Here is an 18,175-nt window from a genome sequence, read left to right on the forward strand (position 1 = left end):
ATCTTTCTCTTCACTCTTATGAAAAAGATAGGGTATTTAAAAAATAATTCAAACAATGAAAAAAAATACTTTAATACTTTCCTTGCTTGCTCCTTTAGCAGCAATGTATGCACAAGATTTGAGTACCGTGCAAAATGCAATAGACTTATATGGTAACCCTATCAAAGTGGGAAATGCTAAATTCGCTAGTATGGCGGGTTCTAATGGAGCATTAGGCGGCGATGCTACCAGTATGCTTACCAACCCTGCAGGACTAGGGGTAGCCATTACAGACCACCTCAGTATTACCGCTTCCCAAAATATGATGAACAACGCTTCTACATTTGCAGGAAAAACTATCCATTCAAAACTGAATCACTTTGACCTTTCCAACGCAAATGCAGTCTTTGTCTTACCTACAGATACAAATGCGAAATTAAAATTTCTAAATTTTGGGATTAATTATTCTTCCAAAAAAATCAATAGTGATGTATTGACTAACGGAATGAATAGCATCGCACTAAATCAGGACACTGCTTCAGGAGCTGATATTGCACTTTTCGATGGACATAATTACTCTAGAACAGGAACACAATCTGAGCTTAACCTCGGTTTAGGGGTGAACTATGATAATAACATCTACTTCGGTGCTTCACTTAATATGCATAGTCTCTCCATAGAACAATGGGACCAAGCGAGATTTCATCTCCAAAATAGCAATAAATCTATATTCTATAATAATCAATACACTCCTTACCAAGAAGAAAGCACTGGAATTTCTGGAAACTTTGGTATCATCGGTAAAGTATCCAAAGAACTTAGACTAGGTTTAGCATTGGAAACTCCCGTTTTTTGGTCCATGGAAAGAGTGTACAACTATAATGGTATGAGTGGTACACAAGTCCGAAGTGAAGACCGTTCTGAAGACCGCAAAATGAGATCGCCGATGAAAACTACACTGAGTGTTGCTTTCGTACCGAATAAAAATTTGGCATTCAATGTGGATTATACATTGGGACTCACCCAACCTAGATATTCAGAATATGGTCCTGCAGAAAAGCAACTCAACGATTTTTTCAGAAAAAATGGTGCAAATGCATCCCAATTAAGAGCGGGAGTAGAGTATAGAGTAGATGCGTGGCGTTTCCGTGGAGGGTATGCCTATACAGGTTCAGGCCTAAAAGGAATGTCAGTCAAGCAATACCAACCGAATAACATGATTACACAAACCAACACATCTCATGTACTGCAAGGTGCCAAGAAACAATTCGGTTTGGGTATCGGCTATGATATTGCTTCGTTTTCCATTGACTTAGGTTATCAGAATATTACACAGCAATATCAAAATGTATTTTTGGGCGGAGAGTACTGGGAAAGCACATTAGAAGGCAATTCTGCTTTTACCACTCATGAGATTAACCCTCAAGCTAATGGGGTTTCAGAAGTAAAGCAATCCCTGAATAATTTCTACCTGACTTTAGGATTTAGATTTTAATAAAAAAACGCAACCTCAAAAAAAGGTTGCGTTTTTTTATTTCAGTTCAAAAGGTATTTGTTTTTTTAAAATTTCATAAAAGTCATCTTCTGCTCTATCTCCATCCGAATAGTTTCCATGATGGTCAGTTTGGTATTCTATTTTAGAAATAAGTTCTATATCATCCGATTTACCATGTTCTGATCTCTTTTTATGCGTATATTTTTTTCTACTAATTATAATTTTTTCATCCTCGAATTCAAAACGAATATCTGATTTATCTGTAGCACCATATACCATTGCTTCACCTCTTACTATTTTACCACCAGAATAATAGACTGTAGCCTCATCGTTTTCAGTACCAATTCCTTCCCAGCGATATACTATAGTAGTATCTTTTCTAGGAGCAACATTCTCTTCCACCGCCCAAGCATTATCTGATGAAACTTTCTCATCAGATTGCTCTTCTTTACATGATAACAAAGCCATGGCACAGCCCAATATGTACGATGCTCTTTTCATTACATTCATATTTGATTTTATTTTAGCACGAAGATAAGCAATTAACGCATATTCTTTTTCGGTATTGTTAAATATATGTAGTTATCGATAAAAACGGATTATATTATCTAACTGATTATCAATTAGTTGAAAATTTAAATATTCCTGATAAATATACTAAATCAACAATACCTCTTTTTCTATTTGAGTTGCGTTTTTTTCTAAAAAAAACGCATAGTATTCTTCATAGACCATTTTTTCCGAATTCTTTTTGTACATTTGATACAAACATATTAAAAATGGAATTTTGTTTAGAATGTGGAGATAAGATTTTGGGAAGAAGCGATAAGAAATTCTGTAATGATAGCTGTAGAAATAGCTATAATAACAGACAAAGAAAAGCATCTACCCAAGAGTTACGAAAAATAAATGATGTTCTTCGTAAAAATTTCTGCATTCTCAGAGAACTTCCTTTTGTGGACAATATATACAAAACCAATAAACCATCATTAGAAAGATTAGGATTTTCATTTACCTATTTCACACATATCGTTACCTATAAAAATGGTGCTGAATATAGGTTTGTTTATTCATTCGGCTATAAATTAGGGGAAGATGATTTCGTATTGGTGGTAAAAAAATAAGCCGTCCCTTTAAAAAATAAAAGAACGACTTTCTATGATTATAAAAAAAATTATTTTTGGTATTTTTCCATTACTTTTTGGGAAACACCCGTATTACTGAATCCGCCATCGTGATACAGATTTTGCATAGTTACTTTTTTAGTAAGGTCACTAAACATCATCACACAGTAATCTGCACACTCCTCAGCAGTAGCATTACCTAACGGAGAAATATCATCGGCATAATTAAAAAACGCATCAAAACCTTTCACACCGCTTCCTGCAGTAGTCATAGTAGGTGACTGGGAGATAGTATTTACCCTTACTTTATTTTTCTCAGCAAAGAAATATCCAAAGGTTCTTGCGATACTCTCCAAATACGCCTTATTGTCTGCCATGTCATTATAATCTGGGAATGTTCTCTGTGCTGCTATATAAGAAAGCCCTAGAATGGAACCCCAATCATTCATTACATCTTTTTCATACGCCACACGCATTACCTTGTGGAAAGAAACCGCAGATACATCCCATCCTTTTTCTAACCAATCATAATTTAAAGCGGTATAATGTTTTCCTTTTCTCACATTCACAGACATCCCGATAGAATGGAGTATGAAATCTATTTTTCCAAATTTAGCAATGGCAGCATCAAAAAGTTTTTCTAAATCTTCTATAGAAGTAGCGTCTGCACCGATGACCTCAGCATTGCATTTTTCTGCCAAGCCATTGAGCTCTCCCATTCTAATAGCAATAGGAGCATTAGACAAAATAAACTCCGCACCTTCTTGATGGCATTTCTCTGCTACCTTCCAAGCGATAGATTGCTCATTGAGAGCACCGAAGATGATTCCTTTTTTTCCTTTAAGTAATCCGTACGACATATTGTGTAAATTTTCACAAATGTAAGAAAAATCCAAAAAAACAAATAAAAAAACCTCTGAATTATCAGAAGTTTTTTTACTCAAGAGAAATTAGTTGGTTGCTTTTCTTATCTCTGCTTTTACATCTTCAGTCCAATCTTTGGTTTTTTCCCAAACATCTGAAGCAGCATCTTTAGTATCTTCCCAAGCGTCTTTCATATTTTCTTTTGCTCTTTCTAACCAACCTTCTTTAGATGGTGCTTCGTTTTTCTCTTTTTGTTCGCGGATGTAGTCTTTCACGCGTTCTGCATAGTCATTTACTGTCCACTTTACTTCGTTTACTACACCTTCTGCTTTGTTTAAATGTTTTTCGTCCATTTTATAAAATTTTAAATTAATTATTGTTGCTCACATGAGATACAAATCTCTTTCCGAAAATCTGTTTTTTAATAATTCTATAAAAAAAAAGGATAATCGTGAAAAAAATAAAATACAATAACACAAAAGCAACTTTTTTATATAACACAATTATAATTTATTTTCCGATATACTTTTGTACCCTAAAAACGGCTTAAAAAAATGACTATTTGACTGAAAAAAATAGCGTGTTTATGCCCAAATATTCTATATTTGCAGCCGTAAAACTGCTTTGTGAAATGATTTATAAGATTAGAATTATTTTAGATTCAAAAGACAATGTTTTTCGCGATGTAGAAATCAAAGAAAAACAAACACTATGGAACCTTCACTTAGGAATTAAAAGTGCTTTTAGCCTCCAAGGGGATGAGCTTTCTACCTTTAACATCATTGATGAAGATGGCACCATCCTAAAATCTGTCCCAATGGAAGATATGAGCGAAGATGGAGACGGTGAAATCATGTCTGATGTGTACATTAAAGAAGTCTTTGAAAAGGTAGGAGACAAAACACATTTTCAGTATGGGCTACTAGATTTATGGGAGTTTTTCTGTGAACTCATTGAGATTAATAATGAAAAACCCGCAGTAAATTATCCTATTACAGTATATCGTTTTGGAAATGTGCCTCTAAAAGCCCCTGAAAAATCAGCAGCGGCAAATCAAAAAAACAAATTTGCCAGCTTTATGGATGATGCTTTTCTAGACGATGAGTTCAATGAAAGTGATTTAGATGATGACTTTGTAGATGAATATAGTGATTATGAAGATGAATAAATTCTCAATACACCCCCTTCTTTTGGGAGAGATTTTTTTGATAGAAGTGAGCATTTAGAGCTTAGAAATTAGAAAAAATTTAAACAATAGGGAACAGATGTATCTGTTCCCTATTGTTTTATTAACAAAGCTACTATCTCATTGGGCAACAAATATCCATTAAAAAAATAAAAATGAAGCGTCGTGATTTCTTGTTAAAAATCTATAAATGCGTTAATGAAGTAACTTTTGATGTAAAAACTTTTGTATAACTTTTAGTTTTTATCACAAAAATTTAAACAATCTGATAACAAAATGAAAAATAAAAATTTTATTTTACAAAAATCATTATCTTTGCTTCCTATAGAGGAAAAGGGAATTATGTGAAAATCATAAGCTGTCCCCGCAACTGTAGTTCGTATAAAAAGTTTTTTACAATCCGCCACTGTGAAAATGGGAAGGCGTAAAAAATACGAAAGCCAGGAGACCTTACCTCCATCTGATAACTTGATTTTGCTTTCGGTGGAAAAGCTAATACAATGATGACAAAAAAACATTATTTTTGGCTATTCGCTCTGTGCATCGGAAACGAATATGCCTCGCAAATCACTAAAATAGACTCCGTAGTAATCCGTGATCCACTACTGGAAAACCAATTGGTATCCCAAAAAATCATTAGCCTAAAAGACACTGAAATTCAAAAAAATACCACCAACTTATCTGAAAACCTCAGATTCCAATCTCCCATTTTCATTAAGGAAAACGGTAGAGGGATGGCTTCTTCGCCTTCGGTAAGGGGAACCTCTGCACAGCAAACGGCATTCTTATGGAATGGTATCCAGATAAATTCCTTATTTTTAGGGCAAGGAGACATTAACACACTTGGACTTTTAAGTTATGATACCATTGTAGTAAAAATAGGTGCAGGGAGTTTACGCTTAGGCTCTGGAGCTATGGGAGCGAGTGTACATCTTAATAATGATTTGCCATACAATAAAGGATGGAATGGCTCTCTTCTCACTGAATACGGCTCCTACAATACGAGTAACAATGCTGTAAAAATAGGCTTCGGGAACGAAAAGTTTTCCGTAAAAGTAAACACCTCTTACAGTCAAAGTGATAATGATTACGAAATTGCTGAGAAAAAATACATCAACCGAAATGGGCAGTATCATCAGCTTCACTACGGCATGAGTGCAGGGTACAGATTTAGCCCTCATCATGAAATGACCATACATTCACAATTTCATAAAGGAACTCAGCACTTTCCTATTTTTGACACCACTACTCTACCTACTAAATACCACACTGGAGGACTAAAAACACTGCTCAACTATAAATATCAAGGTGAAAGATTTAAAAACCAGACCACTACGGCCTATATAGAAGATGAATTTAACTACTTCGGAAATATTCAAAATACCGAACCGAGTAGTGGCGGATTAGCAAAAACACTCATCGTAAGAAACTTATCTCATATCACCCTTACGCAGCCTGCACTATCACTCTCCATCATGGGAGAATTTCAGCATAATGCAGGAATAGGAAAAAACTCGGGAATCATTCACCCCAAAAGAGACTGGGGATATGCATACTTTGGAGCCGTAAAAAAATGGACCAACGCCCATTCTACGGAACTCTCTGTAAGAAAAAACTTTATTAAAAATATTTCTAGTCCACTCCTCTTTTCGCTGGGCAATAAGCTAAAAGTAAGCCCACTATGGACTACTCATATCAATATTTCTAATAACTTCAGACTGCCCTCATTCAATGACCTCTACTGGCAGCCCGGGGGAAATCCTGCACTTCGTCCAGAAATCGCTTGGCAGTTTGAAAGCATGCAAAGTTTTAGAATCAATGATTTCCAGATAGATATCATACCATTTTTATCCTACTTTAAAGACAAATTACAATGGACCCCTACCGAATTAGGCTATTGGGCACCCAAAAACATGAATAAAGTAACCAGTTATGGTTCAGAAATTTATCTTCTTTACAAAAAGAAAATCCATAAAAACATCTTAGAACTGAAAGCCAACTATGCCTACACTCGTTCTATAGATGTAAACACCAAGCTGCAAAATATGTACATCCCCATCCATAAAGCGTCGGGTACCCTTTCTTTCTCTGCTCCTCAGTGGAATATCTACGCACAAGGGCTTTTTAATGGACGCACTTATACCACTACAGATGAAGATGTAAACGCAGCACTAAAACCCTATTTTATCACCAACTTAGGCGTACAGATTTCCATGATAAAAAACCTTTCTTTAGGAGGAAAAGTGAACAATATTTTTAATCAAATTTATTATACTACCGCTTATTACCCTCTACCATTGAGAAATTATTCGGTACAAATAGCTTATCAATTTTAATTTTTAACGATATGAAACTTAATCAATTTTTGTTCCTTGCTGGTGCAAGTGCCATGCTCACACTTCAATCTTGTAGAACAGATGAGGCTACTTCATCTACAGGAAATTACCAAAACGGAATTTTCATTACCAACGAAGGAAATTATGGAAAACCCAACTCAGGTGTTTCCTTTGTTTCTAAAGACCTTTCTTTTACAGAAAATGACATCTACTCTAAAGCCAATGGCGGTGAACCGATGGGAGATGTACTCAATTCTGCTGGTTTTCACGGCAATAACGCCTATTGGGTTATGAACAATTCTAATAAAATCATCGTTACAGACCGCTATACGATGAAAAAGAAAAGTGAAATTACCACTACAGAGCAGCCAAGATATATGGCATTTGCTAATAATTATATCTATGTAACAGAAAACCGATGGTACCCTACTGAAGACGCATTCAGCAAATTAGGTATTTATGACCAAAATCACAATCGGGTAAAAACCATCACCTTTGACCGATTATCAGAAAAAATAGTATCGGCGTCCAACTATATTTATGTGCAAACCGATGGTACCAAATATGTTTATAATGGAAACACTTCCGTAGCTGTACCTACAGGACATACCATTAGCAGAATCAACCCTACGACCAATGAAGTGGACAAAATCATCACCCTCAACCATACTGGCATGATTAAAGATATGGTAGAAAGCCAAGGAGATGTGTATGTAATGTCTTCATCACAAAGTGCTGGAACTGCTATTTTCAGAGTAGAAGGATCCAGTGGTAATATATCAAAAATCAATACTGGAGCCGTAGGAATAGGAAGTAAATTAGCCGTAGATAATGGCACCATCTATATCCTTGACTCTAATAAAAACATCTTCAAATACAATGGAGTAAGTACTACTAAACTCTTCATGTCTAATGCTTCTACTTATATCTATGGGTTTAATGTCATCGATGAAAAAATTTATATTTCTGAAATGAATAATTTCACTTCTAATAGCACCATCTCCGTGCATAATGCAGCTGGAACACTTTTGAAAACTTTCACTACGGGCATAGGAAGCAATGGTTTCTATAAAAATTAAGCTATAGACCCCTTAAAAACTGGCAAAAATTTTGCTATTAAAAACTACGATGAATGTTTTTGTTTACATTTCATCACCTCGGTCTTAGCGGTGATTTTATAATCGGCAAAACCAAATGTAAAGAAAAATTAGGGTATGGATTCCAATTTTTGGCTGGAAAATATCACAAAATTCAAACACTCTTTAAAGAACATTTAAAGAGTGTTTTTGTTACTCAAGCCATTTATTCCAAATTGTGTTCTTTAAACCTTTGCCGTAGCACTTGGTTTTCCTCTTTAAGGAGTTTTTACTGTGCGTTTCAGACTATTGATTTCATCCTGCATGAGCTTTATTTTTTCCTCATAAAGTCCCGTAATTTCTCGGAATTTAGCCTCATATCGCTTTTCCAAGTCATCCAGTGTTTTCTGATACACGCTTACCACTTTATCTACATTGGTAATTTCTATGCTATCATTATTCACTTCTATTGTTTCTGTCTCAGCTTTCAGTTTGTTTCTCCCGAATAGAACCAGCAATTAGGGATGAAAGCCCCGTTACTACCACTGGCATAATGTATTCTCTAAAAATATCCATCATATAAGAATATTATCTCATTCCCAAATTATTTCATCATTTTTTACGGATACGCTAAAGCCAGTCCCCCCCATAGGTTTCCATCAAACATTTTAATTCCTTTGTCAGCATCAGCTCTCAAATCCATAGGTAATAATTCAGTTTATATATTTGACTTTCAAAACCTTAAACATACGAATTATTACCTTTTTTTGCAAATATTTTTTAATTTTTCTTATCCCGAACTCAGGTTATTTAACGATTCACATCTGGTACATTTCATGACGCTAAATTATATAAAATATATCAGAATAACAATACCTAAATATATTAATTTAACAATACCAAATATCCGTAACTTGCTCTCTCAAATACATAGGCAATAATTCGGTTTATATATCTAATTTTCAAAACACTAGATATACGAATTATTACCTTTTTTTGCAAATATTTTTTACTTTTGCTTATCCCGAACTCAGGTTAAAATAAAATTCAAAATGAGCTGGATATATGTTTTTCTAAAATTCTAGAGTTAAGTAGAATTATCTTATGGTATTATCGCCTTTTATTCGTAAATTTGTAAGATATTTTTTAACAAAATAATTTTTGCTTCAATGAAATGTGGAATTGTAGGATTGCCCAATGTAGGTAAATCCACTCTTTTTAATTGTTTAAGTAATGCGAAAGCACAATCTGCCAACTACCCCTTTTGTACCATAGAACCGAATTTGGGGACGGTATCTGTACCTGATCCTCGACTGAATAAATTAGAAGAACTGGTAAAGCCAGAAAGAGTACAGCCTGCCGTAGTAGAGATAGTGGACATTGCAGGGCTAGTGAAAGGGGCTTCTAAAGGAGAGGGGCTCGGTAATCAGTTTCTTGCCAATATCCGTGAGTGTGAAGCTATTATCCATGTGCTTCGCTGTTTCGAAAATGGAAACATCGTTCATGTAGAAGGTTCTGTGGATCCTCTGAGAGACAAAGAAATCATTGATATAGAACTCCAACTGAAAGATTTAGAGACCGTAGGAAAGGCTGTGGATAAAGCGAAGAAATTCATCAAGTCAGGGAAAAAAGAGGATATCCTTACCTATGAAACCCTTCTGGCACTCCAGAAATTTTTGGAAGATGGTAGAAATGCAAGAGAATTTGAAACCAATGACCTTACACTGCCTATCATCAACGAGGTGCACCTTTTGACTAAAAAACCCATCCTCTATGTATGTAATGTAGATGAAAAATCCATTAAAAACGGTAATGAATGGATTCCTAAAATTGAGGAGATGGCGGCCAAAGAGGGGGCCGAAGTAGTGGTACTTGCTGCTCAAATAGAAGCTGACATTAATGAATTAGAAACTTATGAGGAGAGACAAATGTTTTTAGAAGAGCTCGGTCTAGAAGAACCCGGTGTAAACCGCCTAATTCGAAAAGCCTATGCGTTGCTGAAACTCCAAACCTACTTTACCGCTGGGGTAAAAGAAGTAAGAGCATGGACCATTCAGAAAGGCTGGACAGCTCCTCAGGCAGCGGGTGTTATCCATACAGATTTCGAAAAAGGATTCATCCGTGCAGAGGTGATAAAATTTGATGACTTCGTAAACTATGGCTCTGAAGCTAAAGTAAAAGAAGCAGGGAAAATGGGAGTAGAAGGAAAAGAATACATTGTCCAAGATGGTGACATTATGCACTTTAGATTTAATGTATAAAATAGAAAAACCAAGCCTTTGAGCTTGGTTTTTTCATTAAGTACAGCAGATGAGAATATTCTTTAGTTTTTTTGCTCTAGTAATTTGATATTTTATAAGTAACAGACAACATTTCTAATTTCTAAACTCATTGTTACGGCTATTATTTCTTTTTGTAGTGGTCAAAAATTCCAAAATCAGTAGGCGTCCAAAGTGCAGCTTTTTGTCCGCAAGCTTTAAGTGCATTATTCGCCCAAGTGTTGCAGGTCATTAAGAAGCTATAGCTCCCTTTGGCTTCATAAAAAGCGTCATTATTGCCATAGACAGCATCAGTAGGAATAAGTATGTTTCGCCCTAAAGTATCTTTATCAAATTGATGGTCAATGAATGAAATTAATCGTTTATATTGTTCCTCAGTAACTGGAATTTTAATGCAGTTTTCATCTTCTTTCATCGTTGGATAATAAGTACAATGCATAGCCGATTCACTAAGAGAGAAGGCTGCTTTAAAGGCAGTGGAAAATTTTAAATCTTTCCACTCTGGGGTGTCTAGATAAAAACCTTTATCTCCCCATCCTATTGCTAAATATGGAAAAGTACCTTTACTATTCTGGATATTTTCTACTGGAATTTTTTGTGACCAATCCATAAGTGAGTGTTTTACAGGTACCACAATATCCGTATGAACTCCGTTAGTAAGTAAGAATATATCCACTGTTTTGGTCGATGCTGTTTTTTCAGCAGCTATTGGAATTTTGGGTAAAGCCCAACCTAACAATAAATAAACTATTGGGATAGCCATTATTATTGCTAAAACCCTTATAATAATTTTTCTTGTCTTCTTCATGATGTTATTTTTTTTCTAGTTCTCTGGGAGTTACTAATACATACCTTTTACTAGACTGTGTAATAGATGAAGTAAGAATATGCCCTTCGTATTGGTGTAATGGAATGATTTCCTGATTTTTCGTAAAAATATGTATGGGTTGCTGTACAGCATTGTATGGCAAAAGATTTCTTTCCAAAGCATATACCAGCTCTTCTGCTTCCTGCTTTCCAAAAAACGCTATGGCTTGTTGTTTTTTCATTTCTATTTCCTCTGTGCTGAAAGGCTTTGTACCTATACTCGTTTTTGGCAAATTTCTATGGATGATACATTGACACTGGTAGGATAATAAAAAATCCTCATGACTGCTCCATGTTTTAATGGCCTCAATAATATCATTGTCATCTAATCTTGTAAACTGTCTAATGTCTTCACTACTTGGCTCTATGATTTTCTTGGATTTCAAAAAATAGTCCAGAGCCTCACTCTTTGTTTCTAACTTATTTTCTAATGCCAATGCTTTGGCACTCTTTAAGATGCTTACCAACAAATTTTCTGCCATGGCCGCCGTTTTGTGATAATATACCTGCCAATACATGAACATTCGGGAGGTGAGAAAATGCTCTACAGAATAAACTCCTTTGGCATCTACTACCAGTTCATCTTCATAGACATTGAGCATAGAAATCAGCCTTTCTGTATTTACATTTCCTTCGGCTACACCTGTAAAAAAACTATCTCTTTTAAGGTAATCTAGTCTATCTACATCTAGCTGAGAAGAGACCAATTGATTAAAAAACTTTCTTGGATATTTTCCTTGAAACATCTCTATTGCCATAGAAAGTTCGCCCCCAAATTCTTTATTTAACCGATGCATGAGCAATAGAGAGAGATTTTCATGATGCCAGTCTTCCATCAATACACTTTCTAATGCATGCGAAAAAGGTCCATGACCGATATCATGAAGCAAAATGGCCAAAAGTGCTGCTTTTTCTTCTTCCTGAAAAATCATCACCCCTTTCATTTTAAGTGTTTCTAAAACTTTGGACATTAGGTGCATAGCTCCTAAAGCATGATGAAAACGAGTATGCGTAGCACCAGGGAAAATAAGATTGAGAAGTCCTGTTTGTCCTATATGTCTAAGTCTTTGAAAATAAGAATGTTCTAAAACATCATACACTATATCATGCGTTATTCTGATGAATCCATGTATGGGATCATTGATGATTTTTCTTTTATTCAGCATATTCTTTTTCTTATAGCGAAGATAAGGTTTTTCAGAAGTTTAAAAAGTATTTTCATATTTTAAATTTTATAGTTGCTCCTTTCTCATTGAGTTTTGATGACATATTTTTTAATTCGGTGATGCTTATTTTAATTGGCAAACATTTTGCAAAAGAGCTATCATGAGATATTTTATACTATTATTATTCGGTTTTGTTCAGTTTTTTTATTCTCAAGGGTTGGGTAATATTTCTACCAACGAATCTTTGACCTATCGGATTCATTATGGTTTTTTAAATGCGGGAGAAGCCACGCTATCCACTAATGAAACCCATTATAAAGGAATGCCTCATCTTCATGTGATAGGAAAAGGAAGGTCTAAAGGTGCTGTAAATGCTTTCTTTAAAGTGAGAGACCACTATGAAAGTTATATTAACTTAAGTACAGGGCTACCTTCTTTCTACATAAGAAATGTACATGAAGGAAGCTATAAACAGCATTTACAAACTACTTTTCACCATGATTCTACTACATTGACATTAAAAAATGTATTGGAGAACTCTTCTCCTAAACAAATTAAAACCGTAAAAGGAGTTCAGGATATGCTTTCTGCTTTTTATTACCTAAGAAGTATGGGGGAGCAAGATTTAAAAGTAGGAAGTATAAAAAATATCAATGTATGGATAGATGATGAACTCTTTCCTTTTCAAATTCGAGTGGTAGGGACAGAGACTATTTCTACCAAATTTGGTAAAATCAAATGTCTGAAAATTATACCATTGGTAAAAAGTGGTAGAGTTTTTAAAGAAAAAGAAGGAGTAACCATGTGGGTATCTAATGATAAAAATCATATCCCCATTGCCATCAGTGCAAAACTTTTGGTAGGCTCTCTAAGAGCTGATTTAAGTAATTACTCTAATGTAAAATACCCTCTACAATTTGTAAAATAAAATCATAAAGATTCACTTTCATTAGAATAAAAAAACATCCCTCTTGCAGCGTGAAGTCTGGAAAGAGGGATTTTAATTTTGAATATTAAGGTATAAAATAACCATTTGTTTTTTATATAGTATAATCACTTGATTTTTAGCAAGTTGTAGGCAATAATAGCGAAGAGTAATTGGCTTTTGGCTTAATATTGTATTTCCCCTACTCAATATTGTTTCTCACTTCTATAATCATTGTACTTTATACATAGCACAAATTCACTTCTATAATCATTGTACTTTATACATTGTACATAGTACAAATTCTAATTTCTAATCTCCAATTTCTCACTTCTAAAATCATTTATTTCCTTTCTAAGAAAAAAGTAAAAATGGTATTTTCTAAATAAGTACTTTCCACCAATATTTTTTGCTGATGAGCCTCCATAATATGCTTTACAATAGCAAGCCCTAGCCCTGAGCCCCCCTCACGGCGACTGCGAGAACTCTCCACACGATAAAATCTTTCGAATATTCTTGGGAGTGCTTCGGGTTTTATTCCCATACCATTATCAATGATTTGTACTACCACTTTATTTTTCAGATATCCTATTCCAATAGTAATCAATGCATTATCTCTATTAGCATAGTAAATAGCATTGGATATAAGATTGGTAAGTACTTGTGCTATTTTTTGTTTATCCGCTTTTACCATGACTGGAGTAGTAACCGTTTCTATCACTATTTGAGCTCCTTTTTTCTGTGCTTCAAGGTCTAATATTTCCGAAACCTCTACTGCCAACTCGTGAATATCAAAAATAGAATACTGTAGCTGAATTTCCCCTGACTCAAATTGGCTAATCATGTCTAAATCTTTCACAATGCTGAGTAATCGCTCTACAGATTTCTCTATTCTCTCTAAATATTTATCACGAATGGTAAGATTTTCTACTCCGCCATCCATCAGGGTTTCTACATACCCTTGAATAGAGAAAAGTGGTGTTTTTAGCTCGTGAGATACATTACCTATATATTCTTTCCTATAGCCTTCCATAGCTTTCATGGTATCTATTTCTATAGCATTTCTTTGGTTAATTTCATATACTTTTTCACCAAATTTTACAAAATTCACCTCATCATTACCATCTACGCTGTACTCTTCTGGGAGGAGGGTTTTAATCTGCTGAATTTGTTTTTTGCTATAGAATTTTAATAAAAAATCCATGAGATAATAATTGAAAATGACAAAAAATAACACCACTACCGCAATGGTGAGATAGAAATAAAAAGACCTATCTGTAAAAGATTCATAATAAAAATGAAAAACCACTGCTGTAGCACAAATAGCTACCGTAAAAAGTGCCGCTGCGGAAAGTGTAAATTTGTTCATCTCCAATAGTATATAAACTTTAAATTACTAATTTATACCCTATTCCTTTGAGCGTTTGGATAGAATCAATGCCCAATTTTTCTCGGAGACGACGGATATGGACATCTATAGTTCGCTCCCCTACTACCACTTCATTGCCCCAAACTTTTTCCAAGATTTCTTCTCTTTTGAACACCTTATCTGTATTAGAAGCTAAAAGAAAAAGTAAATCAAATTCTTTTTTGGGTAAAAGATGAGACACTCCATTTTGAGTTACTTTAAAATTATTTTTATCAATGATAAGATTATTTACATTAATGATAGCACTTTCCGAGGAAACCTGTGAAGTAAGCTGTAGTAATGCATTGATTTTAGAAATAAGAATTTTAGGCTTAATTACTTTTACTATGTAATCATTAGCCCCTGCTTGGAAACCCGCTAGCTGAGAAAACTCCTCCCCACGAGCCGAAAGGAATACGATGAGCGTCTTTTTAAGCTCTGGAATTTGTCTTAGGTCTTGGCATGTTTCTATTCCATCTTTTTCGGGCATCATTACATCTAGAAGAATAAGGTCTGGAAGAATTTCTTTTGCTTTTTTTATTCCATCCACTCCATTATTAGCAGAATACACAGTGTAGCCTTCTTTTTCTAAATTGTAGCTCAATATCTCTATAATATCTTGCTCATCATCTATTAAAAGTATTTTTTTATTATTCATCAGGTTTCAATTATCTCATCAAAAGTATAAAAAAAATGCTGTAATAAAAGGCTTTTATAAAGATTTTACATTTTCTTAATATTAAAATGATTTTGTAACAAATCTTTAATGTTTATTTAAAAAATACGAAATGGAGTTTAGCACATGGCTATCCTACATTTGCACCGAACAAAATTTTTAATCGAAAAAAATGAGAATAAGCAAATTAAGTATTGGTGCTCTATTTCTTATCAGTTCCAATGCTATGTTTTTTTCACAAACGGTACAAGATACTATTCGGAAAGAATCTAAAATCAGCGATATAGTTATCCAAGGTACAAATAATAAAAAAACGGAAACGGCGGTTTTAGTAGAACAAAAAAAAGCCACCATCCAAAAACAAGCCGTAAGTGCCGAAGAAATCAGCAGAAAAGGAGTTTCTAATGTAGAGCAAGGGCTTACCAAAGTTACAGGAATTACTACAGTAGAAGGCAGAGGACTTTTCGTAAGAGGGCTAGAAGAGAGGTACAATTATTTACTAGTAAATGGTTTGGGAACGCCTTCTAATAACCCTTTCCAAAAAATAGTTGCCCTCAGACAATTTCCTACCGATGTAGTAGGTAAACTGAATATTTATAAATCTTTTAATGCCAATCTTTATGGTGATTTTGCTGGTGCCACCTTTGATGTAGAGACGCTGACCATTGATAAACCATTTACCAAAGTAGAATTCTCTATCGGAGGCAATAGCATCAGTACTTTCAGGAAAAACTTCCTCATCTCTGAAGGTGCTACAGGCATGAAAGGCTATACAGGGCTAAATGCTGAAGACAGAAGGTTGCCAGCACTCATCAGAAATGTTCGTCCACAGGCATATCAGTTCACCGCCCAAGAGGCAGCAAACGCTTTTAAAGACGGCTGGAATGTAAGTCCTATTCGTGCACTTCCCAATACTGGAATGAGCTTTACCACTGCTCAAAAAATGGGAAATCTAAGATTTTTATTTTCACTGAACCAAAGCAGTAATTACAGCTATAAAGAAGGAGCTAAAAATCAATTTCTCAATTTAGGAAATACCATCTATCTGAATAATGACCTACTAAGAAAACAATATAATTATAGTGTAGAAACATCTGCACTCATGGGATTGGCATACAAAAAAAGAGGAACCAATATTGCTCTGAATGCCATTTTCTTACAAAATGCGGATAATATCATAGAAGATTTTTACGGCTATAGAAACTATGAAACACAAAAGAAAGACCTTGGTTTTTTCCGTGTCAATCAGATGGATATTTCTAGATTTATTAACCTACAGCTTACCGCTTCACACAAAATCAATCATAGACATACTATAAAAGGAGGAATAAGCTATGTAATTAATAACTACGCTCAGCCCGATAGAAAAATAATGGAGGGAAGTAGGCAAGACCAATTCGGAAATATGCTAGAACATGACCAAATTTATATGGCTTATGGTGGGAATAACCTTATCCGTCAGTATTTAGATGTGAATTCTAAATTTTACAGTTCAGCATTTGCGGAGTATCAGCTTAACCTCGGAAACAAGGGCGATAAAAAGGACTACCCTATTCAGCTTACCTTGGGCTATAACGGATTCATGGATGCTAGAAAAAACTCTTACCGATTTATCTTCGCTAGACCTAAAGTAACAGGGCAAGGGTTCATCATCCACAAAAATCGTTTAGATTCCCAAATTTTTACCGATATACAGCAAGGAAATCTTACTTATATAGAAGAATCAGACCCTTATAACTTCCTGAGTAATATGTATCAAGGCGTAGGTGCTGGCTATGCACTCCTGAATATTAAGCCCAATGATTCTTGGGACATTCTCCTCGGGGGGCGTTATGAGAAAGACATGTCTCTTATCCGTTACCGAATGCCAGGACAGTCCAATACCATTAATTTAATCAAGGATAAAGATTTCATCCTTCCCTCTTTGGCGATAAAAAAAGCACTCAATCATCAGCATAATCTCAGATTTTCTGCCAGTACCACAGTAACCAGACCTGTGCTGATAGAGACCATGCCCATCACCTATGTAAATCCTGATAATGAAAACATTAAAGGAAATGCAGATATCCAAAACAGCCAGAATATCAATCTTGACTTCAAATGGGAGTACTTCCCTACTTCTAAAGAAATGATGGCAGTAAACCTCTTTGGTAAACAAATTAAAAACGCAATAGAAAGGTCTTTTGAGCCTTCCGCTTTCAGTGGAGGTACGGTAGTGAGTTTTTTCAATGCTAAAAAAGCTACAATTGTAGGGGTGGAGCTAGAAGGTATTTTGAATTTAGGACGAATCTCTGAAGCTCTTAATCATTTCTCCCTTGGTGCCAATGCCACTTTTATGTACACCAATGTGGAAAGGAGTAACCTCCAGCTCAAAATGGAGAAACCTGAATCTGTAGCACTAGCCGACCTTAAAAAGAGAGGATTACAAGGTGCTGCCCCTTACACCATTAATGCCGACCTGAAATACGAAACCAAAAATACTAACCACCAAAAAAGAACCGTTTCTCTTATCTATAATGTTTCTGGTCCTAAGATTTTCATCGTGGGAGTAGCGGGTACGGATAGCCTTTTGGAACAGCCTTACCATCAGCTGGATTTGGTATATCAAGAGCAACTGAACAAGCATTGGAATATCAAATTCGGAGTGAAAAATATGCTGAACGCTAAATACGAAATTCTCCTCGGGACAGATAATTACCTACCCTTAGAAAATCCTAATCAGACCAATACCTATACCGATTATTATAGAGGAATAGGACTCAATCTCTCCGTAGGATATACTTTTTAGCCAATT

The 18,175-nt window shown here is 35.0% G+C and carries 16 protein-coding genes and 1 riboswitch; of the genes, 8 read left to right on the plus strand and 8 right to left on the minus strand.

What is annotated here, in order from left to right; all coding sequences use genetic code 11:
- Window positions 1-55 precede the first annotated feature (55 nt).
- Window positions 56-1,474, plus strand: coding sequence for an OmpP1/FadL family transporter (locus HMPREF9699_RS08000; RefSeq protein ID WP_002663941.1), 1,419 nt, complete (start codon window positions 56-58; stop codon window positions 1,472-1,474).
- A gap of 36 nt (window positions 1,475-1,510) precedes the next feature.
- On the opposite strand, the gene HMPREF9699_RS08005 is transcribed toward HMPREF9699_RS08000, so the two are convergent.
- A complete protein-coding gene (locus tag HMPREF9699_RS08005; protein ID WP_002663943.1) occupies window positions 1,511-1,984 on the minus strand; it encodes a hypothetical protein in 474 nt (157 codons plus the stop codon).
- Between the two features lie 269 nt (window positions 1,985-2,253).
- On the opposite strand from HMPREF9699_RS08005, the gene HMPREF9699_RS08010 reads away from it, so the two are divergent.
- The gene (locus HMPREF9699_RS08010; protein ID WP_002663947.1) at window positions 2,254-2,598 is read left to right on the plus strand and encodes a DUF2116 family Zn-ribbon domain-containing protein; all 345 of its coding nucleotides are present in this window, start codon (window positions 2,254-2,256) and stop codon (window positions 2,596-2,598) included.
- A 50-nt stretch (window positions 2,599-2,648) separates the two neighbouring features.
- Here HMPREF9699_RS08010 and HMPREF9699_RS08015 read toward each other — a convergent pair whose 3' ends face one another.
- A complete protein-coding gene (locus tag HMPREF9699_RS08015; protein ID WP_002663948.1) occupies window positions 2,649-3,458 on the minus strand; it encodes an enoyl-ACP reductase FabI in 810 nt (269 codons plus the stop codon).
- A 90-nt stretch (window positions 3,459-3,548) separates the two neighbouring features.
- Window positions 3,549-3,815, minus strand: coding sequence for a hypothetical protein (locus HMPREF9699_RS08020; protein WP_002663949.1), 267 nt, complete (start codon window positions 3,813-3,815; stop codon window positions 3,549-3,551).
- Between the two features lie 278 nt (window positions 3,816-4,093).
- On the opposite strand from HMPREF9699_RS08020, the gene HMPREF9699_RS08025 reads away from it, so the two are divergent.
- From HMPREF9699_RS08025 to HMPREF9699_RS08035, 3 genes are all read left to right on the plus strand, one after another.
- Window positions 4,094-4,630, plus strand: coding sequence for an IS1096 element passenger TnpR family protein (locus tag HMPREF9699_RS08025; protein WP_172539698.1), 537 nt, complete (start codon window positions 4,094-4,096; stop codon window positions 4,628-4,630).
- Between the two features lie 316 nt (window positions 4,631-4,946).
- A riboswitch (cobalamin riboswitch) is annotated at window positions 4,947-5,119 on the plus strand.
- A gap of 29 nt (window positions 5,120-5,148) precedes the next feature.
- Window positions 5,149-6,984, plus strand: a complete 1,836-nt coding sequence (locus HMPREF9699_RS08030) for a TonB-dependent receptor (protein ID WP_245946140.1) — start codon at window positions 5,149-5,151, stop codon at window positions 6,982-6,984.
- Window positions 6,985-6,995: 11 nt separating this feature from the next.
- Entirely contained in the window at window positions 6,996-8,063 is a 1,068-nt protein-coding gene (locus HMPREF9699_RS08035) for a DUF5074 domain-containing protein (RefSeq protein ID WP_002663952.1), read from the plus strand.
- Between the two features lie 275 nt (window positions 8,064-8,338).
- Here HMPREF9699_RS08035 and HMPREF9699_RS08040 read toward each other — a convergent pair whose 3' ends face one another.
- Window positions 8,339-8,524 (minus strand): hypothetical protein, encoded by a 186-nt coding sequence (locus tag HMPREF9699_RS08040; protein ID WP_155799885.1) that lies wholly within the window; start codon window positions 8,522-8,524, stop codon window positions 8,339-8,341.
- Window positions 8,525-9,229: 705 nt separating this feature from the next.
- On the opposite strand from HMPREF9699_RS08040, the gene ychF reads away from it, so the two are divergent.
- Window positions 9,230-10,321, plus strand: coding sequence for a redox-regulated ATPase YchF (gene ychF / locus HMPREF9699_RS08045; protein ID WP_002663954.1), 1,092 nt, complete (start codon window positions 9,230-9,232; stop codon window positions 10,319-10,321).
- A 142-nt stretch (window positions 10,322-10,463) separates the two neighbouring features.
- Here the strand turns inward: ychF and HMPREF9699_RS08050 are convergent, their stop codons facing one another.
- Both HMPREF9699_RS08050 and HMPREF9699_RS08055 read right to left on the minus strand, forming a co-directional pair.
- Window positions 10,464-11,147 (minus strand): TIGR02117 family protein, encoded by a 684-nt coding sequence (locus tag HMPREF9699_RS08050; RefSeq protein ID WP_002663956.1) that lies wholly within the window; start codon window positions 11,145-11,147, stop codon window positions 10,464-10,466.
- A gap of 4 nt (window positions 11,148-11,151) precedes the next feature.
- On the minus strand, window positions 11,152-12,372 hold the full coding sequence (locus HMPREF9699_RS08055) for an HD domain-containing protein (RefSeq protein WP_002663957.1): 1,221 nt from the start codon (window positions 12,370-12,372) through the stop codon (window positions 11,152-11,154).
- A gap of 160 nt (window positions 12,373-12,532) precedes the next feature.
- Between HMPREF9699_RS08055 and HMPREF9699_RS08060 the strand changes: the two genes are divergently transcribed.
- Complete coding sequence (locus tag HMPREF9699_RS08060) at window positions 12,533-13,300, plus strand: DUF3108 domain-containing protein (RefSeq protein WP_002663958.1); 768 nt, start codon at window positions 12,533-12,535, stop codon at window positions 13,298-13,300.
- A gap of 340 nt (window positions 13,301-13,640) precedes the next feature.
- Here HMPREF9699_RS08060 and HMPREF9699_RS08065 read toward each other — a convergent pair whose 3' ends face one another.
- Window positions 13,641-14,666 carry a sensor histidine kinase gene (locus tag HMPREF9699_RS08065; RefSeq protein ID WP_002663959.1) on the minus strand — a complete coding sequence of 342 codons (1,026 nt, stop codon included), beginning with the start codon at window positions 14,664-14,666 and terminating at the stop codon, window positions 13,641-13,643.
- A gap of 19 nt (window positions 14,667-14,685) precedes the next feature.
- Window positions 14,686-15,363, minus strand: coding sequence for a response regulator transcription factor (locus HMPREF9699_RS08070; protein WP_002663960.1), 678 nt, complete (start codon window positions 15,361-15,363; stop codon window positions 14,686-14,688).
- A 190-nt stretch (window positions 15,364-15,553) separates the two neighbouring features.
- On the opposite strand from HMPREF9699_RS08070, the gene HMPREF9699_RS08075 reads away from it, so the two are divergent.
- Window positions 15,554-18,169 (plus strand): TonB-dependent receptor plug domain-containing protein, encoded by a 2,616-nt coding sequence (locus tag HMPREF9699_RS08075; protein ID WP_002663961.1) that lies wholly within the window; start codon window positions 15,554-15,556, stop codon window positions 18,167-18,169.
- The last annotated feature ends 6 nt before the right edge of the window (window positions 18,170-18,175 follow it).

It is taken from the genome of Bergeyella zoohelcum ATCC 43767, assembly GCF_000301075.1.
Taxonomy (GTDB): domain Bacteria; phylum Bacteroidota; class Bacteroidia; order Flavobacteriales; family Weeksellaceae; genus Bergeyella; species Bergeyella zoohelcum.

Bases quoted from the DNA above. Each gene is read 5' to 3' on its own strand.
- HMPREF9699_RS08070 (WP_002663960.1), bottom strand. From the start codon at position 15,363: ATGAATAATAAAAAAATACTTTTAATAGATGATGAGCAAGATATTATA.
- HMPREF9699_RS08060 (WP_002663958.1), top strand. From the start codon at position 12,533: ATGAGATATTTTATACTATTATTATTCGGTTTTGTTCAGTTTTTTTAT.
- HMPREF9699_RS08000 (WP_002663941.1), top strand. From the start codon at position 56: ATGAAAAAAAATACTTTAATACTTTCCTTGCTTGCTCCTTTAGCAGCA.
- HMPREF9699_RS08005 (WP_002663943.1), bottom strand. From the start codon at position 1,984: ATGAATGTAATGAAAAGAGCATCGTACATATTGGGCTGTGCCATGGCT.
- ychF (WP_002663954.1), top strand. From the start codon at position 9,230: ATGAAATGTGGAATTGTAGGATTGCCCAATGTAGGTAAATCCACTCTT.
- HMPREF9699_RS08075 (WP_002663961.1), top strand. From the start codon at position 15,554: ATGAGAATAAGCAAATTAAGTATTGGTGCTCTATTTCTTATCAGTTCC.
- HMPREF9699_RS08010 (WP_002663947.1), top strand. From the start codon at position 2,254: ATGGAATTTTGTTTAGAATGTGGAGATAAGATTTTGGGAAGAAGCGAT.
- HMPREF9699_RS08055 (WP_002663957.1), bottom strand. From the start codon at position 12,372: ATGCTGAATAAAAGAAAAATCATCAATGATCCCATACATGGATTCATC.
- HMPREF9699_RS08015 (WP_002663948.1), bottom strand. From the start codon at position 3,458: ATGTCGTACGGATTACTTAAAGGAAAAAAAGGAATCATCTTCGGTGCT.
- HMPREF9699_RS08035 (WP_002663952.1), top strand. From the start codon at position 6,996: ATGAAACTTAATCAATTTTTGTTCCTTGCTGGTGCAAGTGCCATGCTC.
- HMPREF9699_RS08065 (WP_002663959.1), bottom strand. From the start codon at position 14,666: ATGAACAAATTTACACTTTCCGCAGCGGCACTTTTTACGGTAGCTATT.
- HMPREF9699_RS08020 (WP_002663949.1), bottom strand. From the start codon at position 3,815: ATGGACGAAAAACATTTAAACAAAGCAGAAGGTGTAGTAAACGAAGTA.
- HMPREF9699_RS08025 (WP_172539698.1), top strand. From the start codon at position 4,094: ATGATTTATAAGATTAGAATTATTTTAGATTCAAAAGACAATGTTTTT.
- HMPREF9699_RS08030 (WP_245946140.1), top strand. From the start codon at position 5,149: ATGATGACAAAAAAACATTATTTTTGGCTATTCGCTCTGTGCATCGGA.
- HMPREF9699_RS08050 (WP_002663956.1), bottom strand. From the start codon at position 11,147: ATGAAGAAGACAAGAAAAATTATTATAAGGGTTTTAGCAATAATAATG.